This window comes from Legionella nagasakiensis (genome assembly GCF_900639915.1).
GTDB classification, from domain to species: Bacteria; Pseudomonadota; Gammaproteobacteria; order Legionellales; family Legionellaceae; genus Legionella_A; species Legionella_A nagasakiensis.
Window position 1 is genome coordinate 122,085 of sequence record NZ_CAAAID010000004.1, and the last position, 19,787, is coordinate 141,871.

The following is a 19,787-nucleotide window of genomic DNA, read 5'->3' on the forward strand; positions in this document are numbered from 1 at the left end:
AAAGAGAGAGCTTATAAAAATCGTTTTTACCAGTATTATTACTAAAGGCTCCTATGATAGAAAAAATCCGCAACATCGCCATCATCGCGCACGTTGATCATGGCAAAACCACCTTAGTTGACAAATTATTACAACAGACAGGGACACTAAATGAACGCGCACCGATGGTTGAACGCCTCATGGACTCCAATGCATTGGAAAAAGAACGCGGCATTACCATTTTAGCTAAAAATACCTGTGTTCACTGGCAAGGCTATCAAATCAACATCGTTGATACCCCGGGACACGCGGATTTTGGTGGCGAAGTTGAACGCATACTCTCCATGGTTGACAGCGTTTTATTATTGGTCGATGCGGTAGATGGCCCTATGCCCCAAACCCGTTTTGTGACGCAAAAAGCATTTGCGCGCGGATTAAACCCCATTGTCGTCATTAATAAAATCGACCGCCCTGGTGCCAGACCGCATTGGGTTATGGATCAAGTGTTTGATTTATTTGATAACCTTGGAGCAACTGATAAACAATTAGATTTCCCAGTGGTGTACGCTTCTGCACTTCAAGGTTATGCGCGACTCAATTTAGAGGATCATAATGAAGATATGCAGCCCTTGTTGCAAACGATTGTTCATGGCGTTAATCCACCAGATGTTGACGACCAGGGACCTTTCCAAATGCAAATCAGTTCGCTGGATTATTCTTCCTACGTGGGCACCATTGGCATAGGCCGGGTAAGCCGAGGAAACATTAAAGCCAAATCACCCATTAAAATCATTGATAAACATGGCGAGATCCGCAGTGGGCGCCTACTGCAACTTTTGGGCTTTAAAGGACTCGATCGCATTGAAATTGAACAGGCAAGCGCTGGAGATATCATTGCCATCACGGGGATAGATCAACTGAATATATCCGATACTATTTGTGACCCGACCCATGTAGAAGCCATGCCACCATTGACCGTTGATGAACCCACGATTAACATGACGTTTCAGGTTAATGACTCTCCTTTTGCCGGGCAAGAAGGAAAATTTGTAACCAGCAGAAAACTTCGTGAAAGATTGCAAACCGAATTATTGCACAACGTTGCTTTACGAGTTGAAGATACTGAAGACCCCGATAAATTCCGTGTATCCGGCCGTGGAGAACTGCATTTATCCATTCTCATTGAAAATATGCGTCGTGAAGGCTATGAATTGGCCATATCCAAACCAGAAGTTATTTTACGCGAACAGCAAGGCGAATTGCTTGAGCCTTATGAACGATTGACGGTAGATGTTGAAGAAACGCATCAAGGCAGTATCATGGAAAAACTGGGCGAACGCCGTGGTGAATTGCAAAATATGATGCCTGATGGGAAAGGACGAGTTCGGCTGGATTATGTGATTCCTACACGTGGATTGATTGGTTTTCATACCGAATTTTTATCCAGTACATCCGGTACAGGTCTCATGTATCATGTCTACGATCATTATGGTCCTGCGGTCCGTGGCCGGATTGGTAAGCGCAATAATGGGGTATTAATAGCCAATTGCCAAGGAACGGCTCGGGCGTTTGCGCTGTTTAATTTACAGGAACGAGGACGTTTATTTATTGAACCACAAACGGTTTGTTATGAAGGGATGATTGTTGGTATTCATGCCCGCGATAATGATTTGGTAGTGAATGTCACGAAAGAAAAACAATTGACTAATATCCGTGCTTCTGGCAGCGACGAAAATATTATCCTGACACCGCCCGTTAAATTTTCACTGGAACAAGCTTTGGAATTTATTGATGATGATGAGCTGGTTGAAGTAACACCGCAATCCATACGTTTACGTAAGAAAGAACTAAAAGAACACGATCGTAAACGCACAGCACGAGCAGCAAATAGCGAAGATTAATGAGTTTGAAGCAGGGAAAATGTATGGATGGAATACTGCATGACCAAACAAAAATTTAAACGGGTTATTTTATACGCTCGGCAGCACCGTGCTAATCAAGACGTCAATGAAACCCTTCATCGACTAATGGATTATTTAGCAACTCTGCAAATTGATACTTATCAAGACACAGATACTGCCAAAAATTTTAAACTTAAGCTGCCCACGCTTGCTCGCGATAAAATGGGTGCACAAGAAGATTTAATCATCGTGGTTGGTGGTGATGGAAGCTTATTATCTGCCGCTCGCATGGCCATCAAAGTCAATGTGCCAGTGATCGGTATCAATCGTGGGCGTTTGGGGTTTTTAACAGACATTTCGCCCCAGGATATTGAAACGCAGCTCGCAGGCATATTAAATGGAGAATATTCAGAAGAACGACGATTTTTGCTGCAAAGCCTCATCCATGATCAAGAAAGTACTTATTTTCAAGGGGATGCTTTAAACGACGTTGTCTTAAGCCGCGGGAAAGAAACGCATTTAATTGAATTTGATGTTTATATTAACAATCAATTCGTCAGTCATTATCGAGCCGATGGTTTAATTCTTTCTACACCAACTGGCTCCACAGCGTATGCGTTATCGGCAGGCGGACCCATTATGCATCCGCAGCTTAATGCAATAGTGATGGTGCCGATGTTTTCTCATAGTTTAAGCACGCGTCCTCTAGTGGTAGATGGACGGACATCCATCGATTTAAGAATTAGTGAAAGCAATGAAAGTGACTTGCAAATCAGTTGTGATGGTCATGAATCTCATTTAGTCAAACCAGGCCAAATTGTTACTATTGAGAAGAACGCTCAACAATTACGATTGTTGCATCCTAAGGAATATCACTATTATGATACTTTACGTATTAAATTAGGATGGGGAACAAACTCTCAAGGATAATCTATGCTCACCTCCTTACGCATCGAAAACTTTGCCATTGTATCGCAACTGGAATTGGATTTCAGTCAGGGTATGACTGCCTTTACTGGGGAAACAGGAGCCGGGAAATCAATCATGATTGATGCGTTAATGCTTGCACTTGGAGAACGCGCTGATGCTTCAGTTATCCGGCCAGGCGCAGAAAAATGTGACATTAATGCCTGTTTTCATTATGACGAAAACTCCCCCCCTGAGCATTGGCTGCATGAGCATGATGTGGCCACCGAAGACGGCTTGCTTTACTTGCGTCGAATTATATATGCCGAGGGGCGCTCCAAATCCTACATCAATGGCCAGCCTTTTCCTCTACAAAAAGTAAAGGAATTAAGTGGATTATTGGTCGATGTTCATGGTCAACATCAACATCAATCCTTGCTGCAACATACCACCCACCGCCAGCAATTAGATCAGTTTGCTGAACACGCCGATTTATTACAAACGGTTGAAGAGGCTTACCAGCACTGTCAGCACACACAACAGCAATTACAAACACTAAAAAAAGAGCAAGGTTCAAGCAGCGAGCGTGTTGAATTGCTTCAATACCAAATTGAGGAGCTGGCACATTTGAACCTGGAGCATGATGAAATGCAAAAGCTGCATGAAGAACATCAGCTGCTGCATCATGCAAAAGACTATCTCGAACATACACAACAGATTACTGAATTATTCAACGCGGATGAGCAACCCAATGTAACCCGAAACTTAAATTACATTTTGCAATTATTGGCCTCTTTGCCGCAAGAACAAGCTTGCATCAAAAACATCTGTGAACTAGTAAACAGCGCCCTCATTCAATGTGAAGAGGCTTTAGATGAAATAAACAAATTTTCAGCACAAATACAGCTTGATCCTGAACGGTTGCATGAGGTGGAGGAACGGATTAGCCTCTTGCATCAAGCAGCGCGTAAACACCATGTAGAGGCAAGTCAATTGCCAGCACATCACTTAAGCTTACAAAAAGAACTGGAAACCTTACAGAATGCAGAACAAGAGTTCCATAAACGACAGCAGCAATATCAGCAACAATTAGAAACGTATGAAAAAGCCGCACTTGCATTACGACAATCTCGGCACCATTATGCTGAGAAACTTGCTGAAGAAATCAGTCAAACCATCCGTCAACTTGGTATGCCGCAAGGATTTATTAAAATTGAGCTGAACCCTTTGGATAAAATGCAGCAGCATGGCCTCGATAAGGTGGAATATAAAGTGTGCACCAATCCCGGCATGCTCCCAGACAGCCTGGCGAAAATTGCTTCCGGAGGAGAACTGTCCCGAATCAGCCTTGCAATCCATATGGTCACCGCTCAACGTGGTGCCACGCCAACCTTATTATTTGATGAAGTAGATGTGGGGATTGGTGGAGCAACCGCGGCCTTGGTCGGCCAGTTACTGCGTAAACTGGGCGAGCGCTTGCAACTATTCTGCGTGACGCATCAGCCCCAGGTTGCTTCTTCTGCTCATCATCATTTTATTGTGGAAAAATACATTGAGCACGGTCAAACTTTTTCTTCGGTTAAGGAATTGACAAATCATGAAAAAGTTGAAGAGCTCGCCCGCATGCTGGGCGGTTTGAAAATCACTGAGCAGACTCGTTCCCATGCTCGTGAATTGCTGGAGCAGGACTTACGAAAAACCCCAATCTCTGCTTTAAAAAGAAATTCTGATTCGGTCATTTAGTTCGTCTAAACTCCCTCATCAATATTTCTTTTTGCCTTAGCTTTGAGATTTTTCGTAAGTCCTGTGGATTTCTTCGCAAGTTCGGAGGATAACATCATTTATGATTCTCCCGTGAGGTAAGTCCGCCTCTCTTGCATGGTTTCAATACTATTAACAACCGATTGATAACAAATCTCCTTCATGATTGGAATTGAGTCTAACGGCAATCCGGTATGAATGGCATAAGCAATGAAGAGGCAATCTTGCCATGTCCGTTCATTGTTTCGTGCTTTTGGTTTCAGCCATAAGGAAACCCATAAAAAATGAAAGATCCAGCGTTCACGATGTAACTCCATTTCATCCGCGAAGACAGCAGCCATGGCCTCATCAAATCGACAAACTTTTACGCCCTCAACGTAGCTGCAAAAACGATTTACTAAACGATCAATTTGCGCATTTTCAACAAACCATGACTCAGTAAATCGTTTATTTTTTGGCCAACTTTTTGAGCGTATGAATGCTTCTCGCATACGCTCTGGTGTAAATGGGCTGAGTTGAATAGTAAGTTGTTGTAAAACATCGACCACATTCAGCTTGCGGGGAATAAACTGCAAACCAAGCGCCTCTTGCATTTCCAGTAAATGCAAATCAGGCATATGGCCGCGCTCGATGGTCACAGCCAAAAAATGGTTGGTCAACAACTCTAAATAAGGCCTATCTACTGAGCGCAGCATGACGCTGCCATCAAACGATTCATCATAATAACGAGCCACATCCTCTGCAGGAATCACCGGTGTAATCCAGGCATCTTTGATACCTACTTCCTGTTTAAACAACAAACCGCAAAGTCGGCTTTTACGATTTTTTTTAAAATGAATAAAAATACCTTGGGCACCACTACCATCTACTTCACTTGCCTTAATGTCCAGGAAAGGTTTCTTACTGGTTTCACGTGGAAATAAAACACCTTTCTTGCGTTGCTTTTTTATCCAAAAATCAAATTGCTCATGATAAATGGAAGGATACCAGTTTTTTATAGTCTGCAAACGAGAAAGAGAAAGAGAATTTAAGGTAATCTTGTCAATGATTAAATCCAGAGTTGCTACGACCATGGCACGAACGTCTTCTTTAGGATGTAATAAATGCAATAAAGCAATATCCTGACCTTCTTTAATGCTGTAAAGATCAATAACCAAATCAGCGAAAAAATCAGCAGGCATTGCATAACTTTGGGCAAAGAAATTTTCGGCAATATCAAAAATACTTAAGTCTGACAATTCCTCAATCAAATCACGAATGGCATCTAAATGAGAGATGGAATCTTCGGTTGTTAAAACATCGTCTTCATTGGCCAAATTAAAATAAGCCACTTTTAATTCATCAGACAATTCAACATGCACTTCATAAAAGGCATTCAAAACAGGTAACCAGAAACTAAGCGAATGGTTGCCATCACGAATCACGGCAGCCATATGGCTCATCAGCTCATTGAGTCGCTTAGCAGCCAACTTATTTTCAGCCTCAGCCGCAGATTGCAATTGCGCAACACAAATTTCAAGCGCAAAAACACACGCTGAATAATACGCTCGATCGGCATCCACTTCCGACTCATCTAACGTTTCAATTAAATCAACCAAGCGTAACGCCAATTCGGGTTCTTGTAAAAAATGAGCATAATGTTCCGGATCAAGATGCTCGCTTTGTTCAATCAAAACGGCAATATCCTGTATCCAGCGCTGCAAACCGTCTGTATTATCCATCATTTTGCAACAGGCACCATGCGGGGTTGCCCATGCTCATCAATCGCTACGAAAACAAATGTCCCTTCCGTTACCCGATATTTTTTACCCGTTGAAAGTGTCTCAGTCCAGACTTCTACGGCAATCGTCATAGAGGTTTTGCCCTGCTTGATCAATTCAACATGACAACTAACCACGTCACCGACATGCACCGGTTTAAGAAAGGACATGGAATGAATTGCCACCGTAGCGGCACGGCCATGCGCCAGTTTTTTCGCCAGCACACCGGCCGCCAAATCCATTTGTGAAACCAGCCAACCACCAAAAATATCACCATTTGCATTGGTGTCTGCCGGCATCGCCAATGTTTGAATGGTGATTTCACCTCGAGGTGTTGCTATCATTCCGATCCTCGTTTCAATTTTGCCAAGGCATCTGCCATAGCAGTATTAAATATCGGTTTTTTATTTACAGAAGCTTTCTGAGATTTTTCCGGCTTCTTAACCAGTGGTTTAGACTTGATGACGAGCGATTTTTTTAATCGCTCGGATTTTTCTGGCTTTTTCTGTGGCAACGCTGCTTTTTCTTCTTCTAATTTCATACTCAAGCTAATTCGTCGACGCTCTTTGTCTACCTCAATCACTTTAACTTTAATAATATCCCCAGCTTTAACCACCGTTCGCGGATCGGTGATAAATCGCGATGTCATAGCAGAAATATGAACCAATCCATCTTGATGAACCCCAATATCAACAAAGGCACCAAAATTAGTCACATTGCTTACCACGCCCTCCAAAATCATTCCTTCCTGTAAATGGCTGATGTCTTCAATCCCTTCTTTAAAACGAGCCGTTTTAAATTCAGGCCTTGGATCCCGTCCTGGTTTTTCCAATTCCTTTAAAACATCGCAAATGGTTGGTAAACCAAATTGTTCGTCAACATAGTCAGCCGCATTTACACTTTGTAATAATTCCTGACGACCTACTATCTGTGCAATTTCAACCTGCTTATTCGTTAATATTTTCTGAACCAAAGGATAGGCTTCCGGATGCACAGCTGACGCATCCAATGGATTATCTCCTCCCATAATTCGTAAAAATCCGGCCGATTGCTGAAATGTTTTTTCACCCATGCGAGCAACCTGTTTCAGCTGTTCGCGATTTTGGAAACAACCATGCTCATCGCGATATTGCACTAAATTCTTAGCTAATGTTTCATTAAATCCCGATACTCGAGTTAGTAACGCCATCGATGCCGTATTAACATCCACACCGACAGCATTCACACAGTCTTCCACAACCGCCTCAAGGCTACGCGCCAGACGGGATTGATTAACGTCATGCTGATACTGTCCCACGCCGATGGATTTAGGCTCAATTTTCACCAATTCAGCAAGGGGGTCCTGCAATCTCCTGGCAATAGAAACCGCTCCCCGCAGGGTAACATCCAACTCAGGGAATTCATTGGCAGCCAACTCGGAGGCGGAATAAACCGATGCCCCTGCTTCACTAACCATCATTTTATTTAATTTTAAATCCGGATACATTTTAATCATATCCGTTACCAAACGTTCCGTCTCACGTGAAGCGGTCCCATTACCGATGCTGATGAGCTCAACGTTATATTTGGCAGCCAATTTAGCCATGGCAGCAATCGCTTCATGCCACTCATTTTGTGGGGAAAAAGGAAAGATGGTGGTGTAATCTAGAAGCTTTCCTGTGTGATCAACCACAGCCACTTTTACACCGGTACGAATACCTGGATCCAAGCCCATAGTAACCTTTGGCCCTGCCGGTGCCGCCAATAACAGATCACGTAAATTAGAAGCAAATACTCTGATTGCCTCTTCATCCGCCAATTCACGTATACGAGCCAAAAGTTCCAGTTCAAGTTTGGTAAAGAGCTTGATTTTCCAAGTCAGCCTTACCGTTTCCTGCAGCCAGTCTCGCTCTGTCTGTGCTTGCAAAGCAATATTAAAATAAGCAGCAATCCGCTTCTCACCGTAATCTGGCTCATTCGGCAATGTCAGTGCTAATTGCAACACCCCTTCGCGCCGTGCGCGAAACAACGCTAATGCACGATGGGAAGGGATTTTCTTGATTGGTTCTGCATAATCAAAATAATCCGCATACTTACTACCGGCAGCCTTTTTATCTTTTACTCTTTTTGCCTGCAAAATACCCTCACGCCATAGATATTGGCGAAGCTCATCAATGAGATCAGCGTCTTCGGCAAATTTTTCCATCAAAATTTGGCGGGCGCCTTCCAATGCGGTTGCAGCATCTGGCACAGCCGCCTCTGGATTAATAAACTGAACCGCATAGGTTTCCGGATTAAGAGAAGTGTCCTGCCATAAAGCCATTGCCAAAGGCTCCAATCCTGCTTCTATCGCAATGTGCGCTTTGGTGCGACGCTTCGGTCGGTAAGGTAAATACAAGTCTTCCAAACGCGCTTTTGTATCAGCCGCGAGAACCGCTTGCTCCAATTCGGGCGTTAATTTTTCCTGCTCGCGAATACTTTGTAAAATATGAATACGCCGCTCATCCAGTTCACGCAGATAATGCAGACGTTCTGCAAGTAAACGCAGCTGACTATCATTTAGTCCTTGGGTGGCTTCTTTACGATACCGTGCAATAAATGGCACAGTCGCACCATCATCAAGCAAACGAATAGCAGCCTCTACCTGCACAACATTGGCTTTAATCTCCTGGGCAATAATTGCCGCTGCCGTCAACCTTTGTTGAGTCATTTGTTTCCCCGTAAAACATCTGTAAAAAACCTAATCGCGAACTCGTTGACATCGGCTTTCACGGCCGAACATGTCAACAAACATCCGCTATTCTGACCTCTGTATGCACTGCAATGATGCAAAAATCGGCTTATTATATACTCATCAACCATAAAACTGCATCTTACTCTACTGTAACCGATTTTGCTAAATTACGTGGCTGATCGACATCCGTACCTTTCATCACCGCCACATGATACGCCAATAATTGTAATGGAAGCGTATAAATCATTGGTGCTATCCATTGCCCGCAAGCAGGCACCCCAATAAGTCGCGCACCATTGGCCGACCAAGATTGTGAATCATCAACAAAAACAATCAATTGCCCACCGCGCGCGCTGACTTCATGCAAATTCGACTTTAATTTATCAAGTAATTCATCATTCGGGGCTATCGCCACAACAGGCATGTCTTTGTCAACCAACGCCAATGGCCCATGTTTTAACTCTCCAGCAGGATAAGCTTCGGCATGAATATAAGAAATTTCCTTTAATTTCAAAGCCCCTTCCAATGCCACGGGGTATTGCACACCACGCCCTAAAAATAAGGCATGAGCTTTATTAACAAACTGCGTAGACAGTAATGAAATATCCTCATTCATTTGTAAGGCGCGCTCACACAACGTCGGTAATTGCTGCAATTGTGCCAAAACCTCCGAGGCGCGTGCGTCGCGGCAAAGTGCAGTAGCCAACATCAAAAATGCGGCAAGTTGCGTCGTAAATGCCTTAGTAGACGCCACACCAATTTCTACGCCAGCACGTGTCAAAAAGACCAGATCAGATTCCCGAACCAAAGAGCTGGTTGCAACATTACAAATCGCAAAGGTTGCCAGGTAATTCATTGCCTTGGCTTTATGAAGAGCTGCCAAGGTATCGGCTGTTTCCCCTGATTGCGACACCGTAATAAACAAGGTGTTATCATTGACAACTACTTCTCGATAGCGATATTCACTGGCTATTTCCACCTGTGTTGGCAAACCAGCCAAAGATTCCAACCAATATCTGGCGATCAAACCAGCATGATAACTGGTACCGCAAGCAACAATATGTATTTGTTTTACTTCGCTGAAAATTTTAGCAGCCCGCTCACCAAAACTGGCTTTAAGCACCGATAAACTTGCAACGCGCCCTTCCAAAGTGTCCGCAAGCACTTTGCTTTGTTCAAAAATTTCTTTAAGCATGAAATGACGATAAGAACCTTTACTCACTGCAAGAGAATCATCATTTAAAATTTGAATTTGGCGTTGCACAGGCTGATTATGAACATCAAATAATTCCAATTTTGTTGCCGTCAACCGTGCACTGTCGCCTTCCTCAAGATAAATAATTGATTGCGCAAAAGAGCGTAAAGCCAACGCATCGGAAGCAATAAAATATTCGTCAATACCAACGCCAACAACCAATGGACTGCCTTTACGGATAGCCACCAATTCATGAGGGGAGCGTTGATGAATGACGCCAAGGGCAAAAGCCCCTATCATTTGTGCCGCACTAGCCTGCACCGCCGCCAACAGGGACTGAGACTGTTGATAATGATAATGAATAAGATGGGCGGCTACTTCAGTGTCTGTCTCAGAAGTAAACTCATAGCCATGTTCCTGCAAATAATGGCGCAGCTCATCATGGTTTTCAATGATGCCATTATGGACCACTGCAATTTCACCATGTGACATATGGGGATGAGCATTTTGCTCACAGGGCTTGCCATGGGTTGCCCAACGGGTATGAGCAATCCCTGCATTACCGGCAATGGCTGTTTCCTGCATCGCATCAACCAGGGCTTGAACTTTCCCTTGAATCCTTAAGCGTTTTAATTGAAAATCACCATCAATAACCGCAATGCCTGCTGAATCGTAGCCACGGTATTCGAGCCTTCGTAAACCTTCCAACAATATTCGACTGCTTTCCCGGTGTGAAACTGCTCCCATTATTCCGCACATACTCGTTCCTCTCAATTATTTTTTGTACTTTTCATAATCCGAGATCGATCCCGCTGCCAATCCCTTTCTTTGATAGTATCCCGCTTATCATGTGTTTTTTTACCTTTAGCTAGGGCAATTTTTATTTTAATTACATTTTTCTTCCAATACATCGATAAAGGCACCAGTGTATATCCTTGACGTTCTACACTGCCAATGAGTTGATTCAACTCACGCCGATTCAATAATAATTTACGCGTACGAACAGGGTCAGGATGAATATGAGTGGATGCGGTAGGCAATGGTTGAATCTGTGCCCCCAACAACCATGCTTCACCATATTTAACAATCACATGCGCATCAGAAAGATTGACTTTTCCAGCGCGCAGACTTTTTACTTCCCAACCTTCAAGCACCAGACCTGCTTCATATTCATCTTCTATGAAATAATCGAAACGTGCCTTTTTGTTCACTACAATCGTCGTGCTTTGTTGTTTGTTAACCGCCATAAAACACCTAAAAGAGGACTTAGAACAGCAGGGTAAATTGCGTAGGATACCACGTCCTGCTATTATACGCAGTTATTCAGGAGAAATTTCCAATGAATGTGGGTGACGAACTACCATCTTGTTCAATTCAGGCCACTGGTGGCCTTGAAGCACATCTTAACGATTATCGTGGCCAATGGCTAATTCTTTATTTCTACCCCAAAGATGCCACGCCAGGATGCACCAAGGAAGGGCAAGATTTCCGGGATAATTACCAAACGTTTCAATCCTTAAACACCATCATCTTTGGAATTTCACGCGACAATTTAAAATCTCATGAACGATTCAAAACCAAACAAGCCTTTCCCTTTGAACTGATTAGCGATACTGATGAAATACTTTGTCAGCAGTTTGCTGTGATTAAAATGAAGTCCATGTATGGCAAACAGGTACGAGGCATTGAACGCAGTACTTTTCTGTTTGACCCGAGAGGAAAATTACGTCACATTTGGCGCAAGGTCAATGTTAAAGAGCATGTTCATGACGTATTAGACACCTTGAAATCACTACAAGCAGGATGAACTACCCTGCCGCGTAGTGCTTTGGCACTTCTGTAAAGGGGAGAAATGATAGGGACCATACTAATGATATATATCTACTTGACGCCAACCCTTCGTCTTATCAAAATAAATCATCTCGGATGACAGGATAAATTCATGGAACAAACCAGTAAAGAAGCAAAACTCTTCGTGCTTGACACCAATATTCTTATGCACGACCCTACCGCCATCTTCCGCTTTGAAGAACATGATGTTTACTTGCCAATGGTGGTACTTGAAGAGCTGGATAATCACAAAACAGGGCTTTCCGAAGTCGCACGGAACGTTCGTCAGACCAACCGTATGCTGGTAGAATTGATGAGCAATGCCAGTCATGAGCAAATTGTTGAGGGACTGCCCATTCCAAATTATCTTGCGGTAGAACACGTAAAAAGCAGTGGCCGACTCTTCTTCCAAACGGATGATTTTGAACCATTACGGCCAACATCACTCCCTGGCCATAAAGTCGACAATACGTTGCTGGCAACAGCGCTTGGTTTGCAAAAAAAATACTGCGATAAAAAAGTTATTATCATTTCCAAAGACATAAATTTGCGAATTAAAGCCGGCATTCTTGGCATTCATGCCGAAGATTATTACAACGATCGCGTATTAGATGATGTCAATCTACTGCATAGCGGTCTTCATATTCTAGAAAACAACTTCTGGGATTCGCACGCCAAAGACATGGAAGCCTGGCAAGAAAGTGGTACAACCTTTTATCGGCTTAACGGCCCTCTCACCAGCCAATGGAATCCTAATGATTGCCTCAGCACTGAAGATGATCAATTCCAAGCCATAGTCCGGGACGTCGAAGAAACACATGCCGTTATACAAATCGCACGTGACTATACGCAAGACAATCACGCCGTTTGGGGTATTACTGCCCGTAACCGCGAACAAAATTTTGCCTTAAACTTACTTCTTGATCCTGACATTGATTTTGTCACCCTGCAAGGTTCTGCAGGCACCGGAAAAACTCTGCTAACCATTGCTGCCGGTTTAACACAAGTGCTCGATCTGAAGCGCTACACAGAAATTATCATGACACGTGTTACCATTCCTGTGGGTGAAGATATTGGCTTTTTACCGGGAACAGAAGAAGAAAAAATGACGCCTTGGATGGGTGCATTAATGGATAATCTTGAGGTACTGCACAGTGCCCAGGAAGGGGGCAGTTTTGGCCGCGGCGCAACCCAAGATTTGCTGCAAAACAAAATTAAAATTCGCTCGTTGAATTACATGCGCGGCCGTACTTTCTTAAATCGCTTTATTATCATCGACGAAGCGCAAAATCTCACCTCAAAACAAATTAAGACACTAGTCACTCGTGCAGGTCCCGGTAGTAAAATCATCTGTCTTGGTGATATCAAACAAATCGACACCCCTTATTTGAGTGAAACCACTTCAGGACTGACGTTTGCCGTCGACCGATTTAAACATTGGCAGCACAGTGCGCACATGACCTTGACCCGCGGTGAACGATCAAGACTTGCATATTATGCCGCAGAACATTTATAGTACGTGCTTTTGACCAATACTGCTGCAAACAGGATAAATCATGTCAACACAAGCCATTACTTTTGACGATGTGCTGCTCGTTCCTTCCTATAATCACCACGAATCCAGACGGGTAGTCGATATCAGTATGACCGACCGTCTTGGCAAGCTGCATCTGAAATTGCCGGTGATAAGTTCCAATATGGATACCATCACCGAAAGTAAAATGGCCAATTTCATGCACAGCAAAGGCGGGATAGGGGCATTGCATCGCTTTTTAAGCATTGAAGACAACATTAATGAGTTTAAAGCCTGTGAAGGGCCAGTGTTTGTTTCAATCGGTTGTACTGCGGCAGAATTGGAGCGGGCACAAGCATTGCGTGATGCAGGTGCTGACTTTTTTTGCGTAGACGTCGCGCATGCCCATGCCAAGTATGTAGGAAAAACGTTGAAAAGTTTGCGGCAACTACTTGGTGGCGACCGCTGCATCATGGCAGGCAACGTCGCCACCTACGCTGGCGCAGATTACCTTGCTTCCTGCGGTGCCGACATCATTAAAGCTGGAATTGGTGGAGGCTCAGTGTGCAGCACTCGCATTAAAACCGGGTTTGGTGTACCCATGCTGACCTGCATTCAAGATTGTGCCCGCACGGATCGCTCCATTGTCGCTGATGGCGGCATCCGCACTTCCGGCGATATTGTCAAGGCGTTGGCGTTTGGCGCCGATTTTGTAATGATTGGCGGCCTGCTGGCCGGAACAGAACCAACACCCGGAGACATCATTACTAAAGATGATGGCACACAAGTCAAACGTTACCGCGGCATGGCTTCGCGTGAAGCCCAGGAAGACTTTCTTGGGCAAATGCATGAATGGAAAACCGCAGAAGGGGTTGCCACAGAAGTACCCTACCGAGCCCAACAAGATGCCATCATCGCCGATATTATTGGCGGTTTACGTTCTGGTTTGACCTATGCTGGCGCTGATTCCATCAGTGAACTGCAACGAAAACTTAACTACGTACTGGTGACACAGGCAGGCCGACTCGAAAGCTTACCGCATAAACTGATGGAACGTTAGCCAACTACTCAGCATGGGAATATAGATTTTTATCTATGTTCCCATGCCTAGAGTCGATACTGCCTCTAGTGTTTGGTCATCTGCAACAGGGCTAGGCATGCTCGCCTCACTAAGCTGATTTGCTTCATCCGCCCCATCTGGAGAAAGGCTCGCCATCTGTGACAAACCCATCGTATCAGGCAGCGAGCCCATGTTGGCAGTAGCACCCATACCACCATCCAGAGCTGCATCCATACCACCATCCAGAGCTGCATCCATACCAACATCCAAAGCTGCATCCATACCAACATCCAAAGCTGCATCCATACCAACATCCAAAGCTGCATCCATACCAACATCCAAAGCGCCATCAAGAGCAACGTCAGTAGCAACATTCAACACAGGCGCAGCAACCTCCCCTATGCCTCCAGTTGCAACACCGAGAGCAACATCTTCGGCAACATCGACAGCAACATCGACAGCGGCATCAACAGCAACATCGACAGCGGCATCAACAGCAACATCGACAGCGGCATCAACAGCAACATCAACCGTGGCATCAACGGCAACATCAGCCGTGGCATCAACAGCAGCATCAGCCGTGGCATCAACAGCAGCATCAGCCGTGGCATCAACAGCAGCATCAGCCGTGGCATCAACAGCAGCATCAGCCGTGGCATCAACAGCAGCATCAGCTGTAGCATCATCCGTGGGAGCCGCATCATCGTCAGGAGCAGGATCATCGTCAGGAGCCTCATCATCCTTGGATCTGCCTCCAGGTTCATCAGGATTTTCACTCTGCTGAGCGTCGTCTTCTTTCCCTTTTTTAGACCGAAAATCATCCCAGGCCTTTCCAGCTTTTTCAGACAATGCATCTAGGGGTTTTTTTAAGGTCATATCATGAATTTCTTTACCAACCTGCTGCATTTCGGCGGCCATTCTCATCATGCCAGCCGCCCAGCCGCTCATCTCGCCGGCTGCTTGCCCCATATCGCTTTTTTTTGCTTTTTTACGGATCTCATCGGCTGGATCTATTTCTTTCTTCTTCTCATCCTTCTCATCTTCCTCCTCATCATCGTCTTCATCAGCCGTTGCACTGGTTGATTTGGGGGTTGCGTCTGAAGAGGCGTCTGGTTTCGGAGCAGCAGAAGGTGTCGCATCCGAAGTTGCAGGCGCAGGCCCTGTTGCATCAGGCTGGGTTGGTGCAGAAGCAGTAGGGTCTGTTGATGGGGCATCATCGGAAGTCGGTTCTGTCATAAATAAATCTCCACATAAAACACTATTTTAAGTATAGATGAATAAACACCTGTAAGAGGCAGGCCAGTAAACCGCAAACTCAAATAAGCATCGATTCAGAGCAGCCCTGGTCGTAGTGGTCGTAGCATCAGGTTAAAGATGATGGCACACAAGTCAAACGTTACCGCGGCATGGCTTCGTGTGAAGCTCAGGAAGGCTTTCTTGGGCAAATGCAGAATGGAAAACCGCAGAAGGGGTTGCCACAGAAGTACCCTATCGAGCCCAACAAGGTGCCATCATCACCGATATCATTGGCGGTTTACGTTCTGGTTTAACCTATACCAGCGTTGATTCCATCAGTGAATTGCAACGAAAACTTAACTACGTACTGGTAACACAAGCAGGCCGACTTGAAAGCCTGCCCCATAAGTTGATGGAGCGCTAACGGCTTGTGCTCCATCCCAAATTTTACATTGAAGCACTGAGACCTTCCGCTGCGCTTTCATCCATCTGAGGTGCTGGCTGGTCGCCAGAAGAAGGCATACTGCTTTCACTCAGCTGATTTGCTTCAGCTGCCCCATCTGGAGAAAGGCTCACCACCTGTGACAAATCTGCCGTATCAGGCAGCGGGTCCATATCAGCATCAACATCATCCGTGGGAGCCGCATCATCGTCAGGAGCAGGATCATCGTCAGGAGCAGGATCATCGTCAGGAGCCTCATCATCCTTGGATCTGCCTCCAGGTTGCTCAGCGTCGTCTTCTTTCCCTTTTTTAGACCGAAAATCATCCCAGGCCTTTCCAGCTTTTTCAGACAATGCATCTAGGGGTTTTTTTAAGGTCATATCATGAATTTCTTTACCGACCTGTGCCATTTCGGCGGCCATTTTCATCATGCCAGCTGCCCAGCCACTCATCTCACCGGCTGCCTGTCCCATATCGCTTTTTTTTGCTTTTTTACGGATATCATCGGCTGGATCTATTTCTTTCTTCTTCTCATCCTTTTCGTCCTCCTCCTCATCATCGCCGTCTTCATCAGCCGTCGCACTTGTCGATTTGGGTTTTGCATCTGGTTCTGGAGCAGCAGGAGGGGTCGCATCCGAAGTTGCAGGCGCAGGCCCTGTTGCATCAGGCTGGGTTGGTGCAGAAGCAGTAGGGTCTGTTGATGGGGCATCATCGGAAGTCGGTTCTGTCATAAATAAATCTCCACATAAAACGCTATTTTAAGTATAGATCAGGATTTAAGTCCTATAGATAACAATAAACACCTGTAATAGGCAGCGCGAACTCAGACAAGCCTCATTTCGGAGCAACTTTTGGCGGCGTAGCATCGAGGTCTGGAGAAGCACTTGGGCTGCTATCTGGTTGAGTTGCAGCGCTCAGCCCATCCATCTGCGCTGCACTCCGTGTGGAAAGCGCATCTGGTGTGGCCGTCGTACTTGCAGGAGGACTCATGGCCGCAGGCTTTTGTTCTGCTTCCTCTTTTTTACCCGCCCGAAAATCGTCCCAGGCCTTTCCAGCTTTTTCAGATAATGCATCCAGGGGTTTTTTTAAAGTCATGTCATGAATTTCTTTACCGACCTGTGCCATTTCGGCGGCCATTCCCATCATACTTTTGGCCCAGCCACTCATCTCGCCAGCGGCCTGCCCCATATCACTTTTTTTTGCTTTTTTACGGATCTCATCGGCTGGATCTATTTCTTGTTTCTTCTCATCTTTATCCTTTTTATCAGCCTTTTTGCCAGGCTTGGGCGCATCGGGTGATGCTGCTGCATCCGGTTGCGGCGCAGGGGGAGTTGCATCCGCAGTAGGAGAGGCGGCCGTAGGCCCTGCTGTCGTGGGCTGTGCTGGTGCCGAAGCAGTATCTGCTGGCGCACTAAGCGGTGGTGTAACATCGTCTGAACCAGGCATAATGCGAATCTCCTAATCTATTTACTCTATTATTAAAAGTATAGACACCATGCCATCATCATGCGAATAGCAGATCATAGCTATGGGCGTTATACTTAAGATTATTATTGTTAGTATACCGTCTTAACGTTTATTAAAATGATCCAAACTATATTTTTACACTTATTTTTCAAAAATTAACCAATGAGACCGCTCATGAATCTTGATGATTTCCGCTACATGTGGCGAGGAAAAACACTGCAAGCTTTATCCAGCCAACATGCCAATTTACTGGCTCCAATTCATCACCAAAATGGAAAAAAAGAACGGGCACTATTGCTACTGCACGGCTTTTCTTCATCCCCGGCAGTCTTTCGCGAGCTTCTGCCAACGCTTATAAATCTATATGATGCTGTCGTTTGCCCAGCATTACCTGGGCATGCGAGCAACATTGAAATATTTGCCAAAACACAAGCGTCTGAATGGCTTTCTTGCGCTGAAACATCATGTAGCGAACTGTTAAAAGACTATCATGCCGTGGATGTCATGGGGCTTTCCTTAGGGGGATTACTGGCTTGCCATTTAGCAAATCGCTTCTCTTTACATCATTTATATTTGCTGGCACCGGCATTAGCATTACGATTAAATATGACGCTCGCGCTGACGGCTGCTCGTATTTTACATAGGCTGGGCTTCAGGCATCTTCGCAATCGTGCGGGGAATCTGCATACGAATCGCAGCAGTGAACTTGCCTATCGTCAGCTTCCCATCGCAACCATCATCGAAATACTTTCACTCGTTCAAAAGCATCAATTTATTCCACCCACTTGCTCCGTCGACTTATTTTTAGGGCGATACGATGAGGTAGTACAAACCACATTGGTCGCTGAGTATTTTACAGGTTTATCCAATGCTCGTATTCATTGGCTAAACCACTCCGCTCATGTCCTGCCTCTTGATGGCGATGTTGATACCATCATTGCATGCCTTAAGAAAGGTTAGAGACTATTTATTGTAACGATTATATTCTTGCATAAATGGCATATTCCAATCACGCATATCCAATACTGAACCATTGAAGGCCATAAAATCAGTCCTCATTTCCGGAATATTATAAAAATAAATATTACTGGTATCACTGGCAAGCGTGTGTTGGCGATCCACACTGGAAATCTCTGCTAACGATTGATCATGGGTCTTAATAAATGCTCTGCTGGCACGCAAATAGCGACCGTTAAAATGCGCCGAATCACATAATTCAACAAGCAGTTTATCCGCAATTCCGGCCAATTGAATATAGGCATGGTCTCGCCCTCGAACTCTAAGCACTTTACTTTTAACCCAATACAAACTCAGCCGAGCATTTTCTTCCATATTCAAGGAAGCCACATTCACCACCCCGTTTAGTCGCACGTTAGTTCTGCCTGCAAGTTTTAAATTAAGCATCTGGCTATGAATATCATTAATTTGCACCTGCCCTTCGCCACTTAATTCAAGTTTACGCAATCCTAAATATCCGCCCAGCGTTGTGGTGCCTTTATTGTCAATCACAACGTCCAAGAGGCTTGAATGCATCTTCGTGCCAACAATCACCCCGGCTCCCTGATAAACAAATGAATTCAAGTAATGCCCTCGTATTTCCGCTTGCACACTGCCGTAATGAGGAAGACCCTTTGCAAGCTCAACAACTAAGGTGCCCCGAACAACTCTCGTTGCAATAAAAGCCAGATCCCGAGGATCACCGCGCAAAATCACCTGTGGTCGCGAATACCCTGTATGTAAACTCACATTGATGTTGCCACTGACACGAACACGAGTAAACGCCGAAACCGACCGAATCTGCTTGGTGCTATGCACCACAGGAGAAACTGCAACAGGAGGACGACTGCATGCCATGAGTAATAACGTACAAAAAACCAGTAAAAAAGACCGTTTTAACATAGCGACTCATCCTGTTGCGATACTATTAAAAAATTACCATCCGACGCGAGAATAATACATGTTTATCATGCACATAGTACATTAGAGGAAGTTCCAGCATTGTGCAAGATTATCCTCTATTTCCA

16 protein-coding genes and 1 pseudogene are annotated in these 19,787 nt (G+C 44.8%); 8 read left to right on the forward strand and 9 right to left on the reverse strand.

What is annotated here, in order from left to right; all coding sequences use genetic code 11:
* The first annotated feature begins 53 nt into the window (after nt 1–53).
* Genes typA through recN form a run of 3 tightly spaced genes read left to right on the forward strand, consistent with a single transcriptional unit; the run spans nt 54 to nt 4,529 of the window.
* On the forward strand, nt 54–1,880 hold the full coding sequence (typA, locus tag E1O52_RS04980) for a translational GTPase TypA (protein WP_133127605.1): 1,827 nt from the start codon (nt 54–56) through the stop codon (nt 1,878–1,880).
* A 39-nt stretch (nt 1,881–1,919) separates the two neighbouring features.
* Nucleotides 1,920–2,810 carry an NAD(+) kinase gene (locus E1O52_RS04985; protein WP_133127606.1) on the forward strand — a complete coding sequence of 297 codons (891 nt, stop codon included), beginning with the start codon at nt 1,920–1,922 and terminating at the stop codon, nt 2,808–2,810.
* Nucleotides 2,811–2,813: 3 nt separating this feature from the next.
* Nucleotides 2,814–4,529: a DNA repair protein RecN gene (gene recN, locus E1O52_RS04990; protein ID WP_133127607.1), complete on the forward strand. Its 1,716-nt coding sequence runs from the start codon at nt 2,814–2,816 to the stop codon at nt 4,527–4,529.
* 98 nt (nt 4,530–4,627) lie between these two features.
* On the opposite strand, the gene E1O52_RS04995 is transcribed toward recN, so the two are convergent.
* The 5 genes from E1O52_RS04995 to smpB all read right to left on the reverse strand — a co-directional run bounded on the left by E1O52_RS04995 (nt 4,628) and on the right by smpB (nt 11,462).
* Nucleotides 4,628–6,271, reverse strand: a complete 1,644-nt coding sequence (locus E1O52_RS04995; RefSeq protein WP_133127608.1) for a hypothetical protein — start codon at nt 6,269–6,271, stop codon at nt 4,628–4,630.
* Complete coding sequence (yciA, locus tag E1O52_RS05000) at nt 6,268–6,651, reverse strand: acyl-CoA thioester hydrolase YciA (protein WP_133127609.1); 384 nt, start codon at nt 6,649–6,651, stop codon at nt 6,268–6,270. The genes E1O52_RS04995 and yciA overlap by 4 nt, the downstream gene beginning before the upstream one ends.
* Nucleotides 6,648–8,996: a Tex family protein gene (locus tag E1O52_RS05005; RefSeq protein WP_133127610.1), complete on the reverse strand. Its 2,349-nt coding sequence runs from the start codon at nt 8,994–8,996 to the stop codon at nt 6,648–6,650. The genes yciA and E1O52_RS05005 overlap by 4 nt, the downstream gene beginning before the upstream one ends.
* Before the next feature lie 163 nt (nt 8,997–9,159).
* A complete protein-coding gene (gene glmS, locus E1O52_RS05010; protein ID WP_133127611.1) occupies nt 9,160–10,974 on the reverse strand; it encodes a glutamine--fructose-6-phosphate transaminase (isomerizing) in 1,815 nt (604 codons plus the stop codon).
* Between the two features lie 11 nt (nt 10,975–10,985).
* Nucleotides 10,986–11,462 carry an SsrA-binding protein SmpB gene (gene smpB / locus E1O52_RS05015; protein ID WP_133127612.1) on the reverse strand — a complete coding sequence of 159 codons (477 nt, stop codon included), beginning with the start codon at nt 11,460–11,462 and terminating at the stop codon, nt 10,986–10,988.
* 92 nt (nt 11,463–11,554) lie between these two features.
* Between smpB and E1O52_RS05020 the strand changes: the two genes are divergently transcribed.
* The 3 genes from E1O52_RS05020 to E1O52_RS05030 all read left to right on the forward strand — a co-directional run bounded on the left by E1O52_RS05020 (nt 11,555) and on the right by E1O52_RS05030 (nt 14,618).
* Nucleotides 11,555–12,022 (forward strand): peroxiredoxin, encoded by a 468-nt coding sequence (locus E1O52_RS05020; RefSeq protein ID WP_133127613.1) that lies wholly within the window; start codon nt 11,555–11,557, stop codon nt 12,020–12,022.
* A 135-nt stretch (nt 12,023–12,157) separates the two neighbouring features.
* Entirely contained in the window at nt 12,158–13,561 is a 1,404-nt protein-coding gene (locus tag E1O52_RS05025; RefSeq protein ID WP_133127614.1) for a PhoH family protein, read from the forward strand.
* A gap of 40 nt (nt 13,562–13,601) precedes the next feature.
* Nucleotides 13,602–14,618, forward strand: a complete 1,017-nt coding sequence (locus E1O52_RS05030) for a guanosine monophosphate reductase (protein WP_133127615.1) — start codon at nt 13,602–13,604, stop codon at nt 14,616–14,618.
* Between the two features lie 33 nt (nt 14,619–14,651).
* On the opposite strand, the gene E1O52_RS05035 is transcribed toward E1O52_RS05030, so the two are convergent.
* A complete protein-coding gene (locus E1O52_RS05035) occupies nt 14,652–15,854 on the reverse strand; it encodes a hypothetical protein (protein ID WP_133127616.1) in 1,203 nt (400 codons plus the stop codon).
* A 134-nt stretch (nt 15,855–15,988) separates the two neighbouring features.
* Between E1O52_RS05035 and E1O52_RS13435 the strand changes: the two are divergent.
* Nucleotides 15,989–16,278 (forward strand): annotated as a pseudogene (locus E1O52_RS13435) (IMP dehydrogenase); the annotation flags it as partial.
* Nucleotides 16,279–16,301: 23 nt separating this feature from the next.
* On the opposite strand, the gene E1O52_RS13145 reads toward E1O52_RS13435, so the two are convergent.
* Nucleotides 16,302–17,027 (reverse strand): hypothetical protein, encoded by a 726-nt coding sequence (locus tag E1O52_RS13145; RefSeq protein ID WP_165474712.1) that lies wholly within the window; start codon nt 17,025–17,027, stop codon nt 16,302–16,304.
* A 103-nt stretch (nt 17,028–17,130) separates the two neighbouring features.
* Entirely contained in the window at nt 17,131–17,742 is a 612-nt protein-coding gene (locus E1O52_RS05050) for a hypothetical protein (protein ID WP_133127617.1), read from the reverse strand.
* Nucleotides 17,743–17,937: 195 nt separating this feature from the next.
* On the opposite strand from E1O52_RS05050, the gene E1O52_RS05055 reads away from it, so the two are divergent.
* Nucleotides 17,938–18,723: an alpha/beta hydrolase gene (locus tag E1O52_RS05055; protein WP_133127618.1), complete on the forward strand. Its 786-nt coding sequence runs from the start codon at nt 17,938–17,940 to the stop codon at nt 18,721–18,723.
* 3 nt (nt 18,724–18,726) lie between these two features.
* On the opposite strand, the gene E1O52_RS05060 is transcribed toward E1O52_RS05055, so the two are convergent.
* A complete protein-coding gene (locus E1O52_RS05060) occupies nt 18,727–19,662 on the reverse strand; it encodes a GIN domain-containing protein (RefSeq protein WP_133127619.1) in 936 nt (311 codons plus the stop codon).
* Nucleotides 19,663–19,787: the final 125 nt, after the last annotated feature.

What these genes read in the sequence shown, in the direction of transcription:
- glmS (WP_133127611.1), bottom strand. Translation starts at nt 10,974, where the DNA reads ATGTGCGGAATAATGGGAGCAGTTTCACACCGGGAAAGCAGTCGAATA.
- smpB (WP_133127612.1), bottom strand. Translation starts at nt 11,462, where the DNA reads ATGGCGGTTAACAAACAACAAAGCACGACGATTGTAGTGAACAAAAAG.
- E1O52_RS13145 (WP_165474712.1), bottom strand. Translation starts at nt 17,027, where the DNA reads ATGACAGAACCGACTTCCGATGATGCCCCATCAACAGACCCTACTGCT.
- yciA (WP_133127609.1), bottom strand. Translation starts at nt 6,651, where the DNA reads ATGATAGCAACACCTCGAGGTGAAATCACCATTCAAACATTGGCGATG.
- E1O52_RS05060 (WP_133127619.1), bottom strand. Translation starts at nt 19,662, where the DNA reads ATGTTAAAACGGTCTTTTTTACTGGTTTTTTGTACGTTATTACTCATG.
- E1O52_RS04995 (WP_133127608.1), bottom strand. Translation starts at nt 6,271, where the DNA reads ATGATGGATAATACAGACGGTTTGCAGCGCTGGATACAGGATATTGCC.
- E1O52_RS05035 (WP_133127616.1), bottom strand. Translation starts at nt 15,854, where the DNA reads ATGACAGAACCGACTTCCGATGATGCCCCATCAACAGACCCTACTGCT.
- E1O52_RS05020 (WP_133127613.1), top strand. Translation starts at nt 11,555, where the DNA reads ATGAATGTGGGTGACGAACTACCATCTTGTTCAATTCAGGCCACTGGT.
- E1O52_RS05050 (WP_133127617.1), bottom strand. Translation starts at nt 17,742, where the DNA reads ATGCCTGGTTCAGACGATGTTACACCACCGCTTAGTGCGCCAGCAGAT.
- E1O52_RS05055 (WP_133127618.1), top strand. Translation starts at nt 17,938, where the DNA reads ATGAATCTTGATGATTTCCGCTACATGTGGCGAGGAAAAACACTGCAA.
- E1O52_RS04985 (WP_133127606.1), top strand. Translation starts at nt 1,920, where the DNA reads ATGACCAAACAAAAATTTAAACGGGTTATTTTATACGCTCGGCAGCAC.
- E1O52_RS05005 (WP_133127610.1), bottom strand. Translation starts at nt 8,996, where the DNA reads ATGACTCAACAAAGGTTGACGGCAGCGGCAATTATTGCCCAGGAGATT.
- recN (WP_133127607.1), top strand. Translation starts at nt 2,814, where the DNA reads ATGCTCACCTCCTTACGCATCGAAAACTTTGCCATTGTATCGCAACTG.
- typA (WP_133127605.1), top strand. Translation starts at nt 54, where the DNA reads ATGATAGAAAAAATCCGCAACATCGCCATCATCGCGCACGTTGATCAT.
- E1O52_RS05025 (WP_133127614.1), top strand. Translation starts at nt 12,158, where the DNA reads ATGGAACAAACCAGTAAAGAAGCAAAACTCTTCGTGCTTGACACCAAT.
- E1O52_RS05030 (WP_133127615.1), top strand. Translation starts at nt 13,602, where the DNA reads ATGTCAACACAAGCCATTACTTTTGACGATGTGCTGCTCGTTCCTTCC.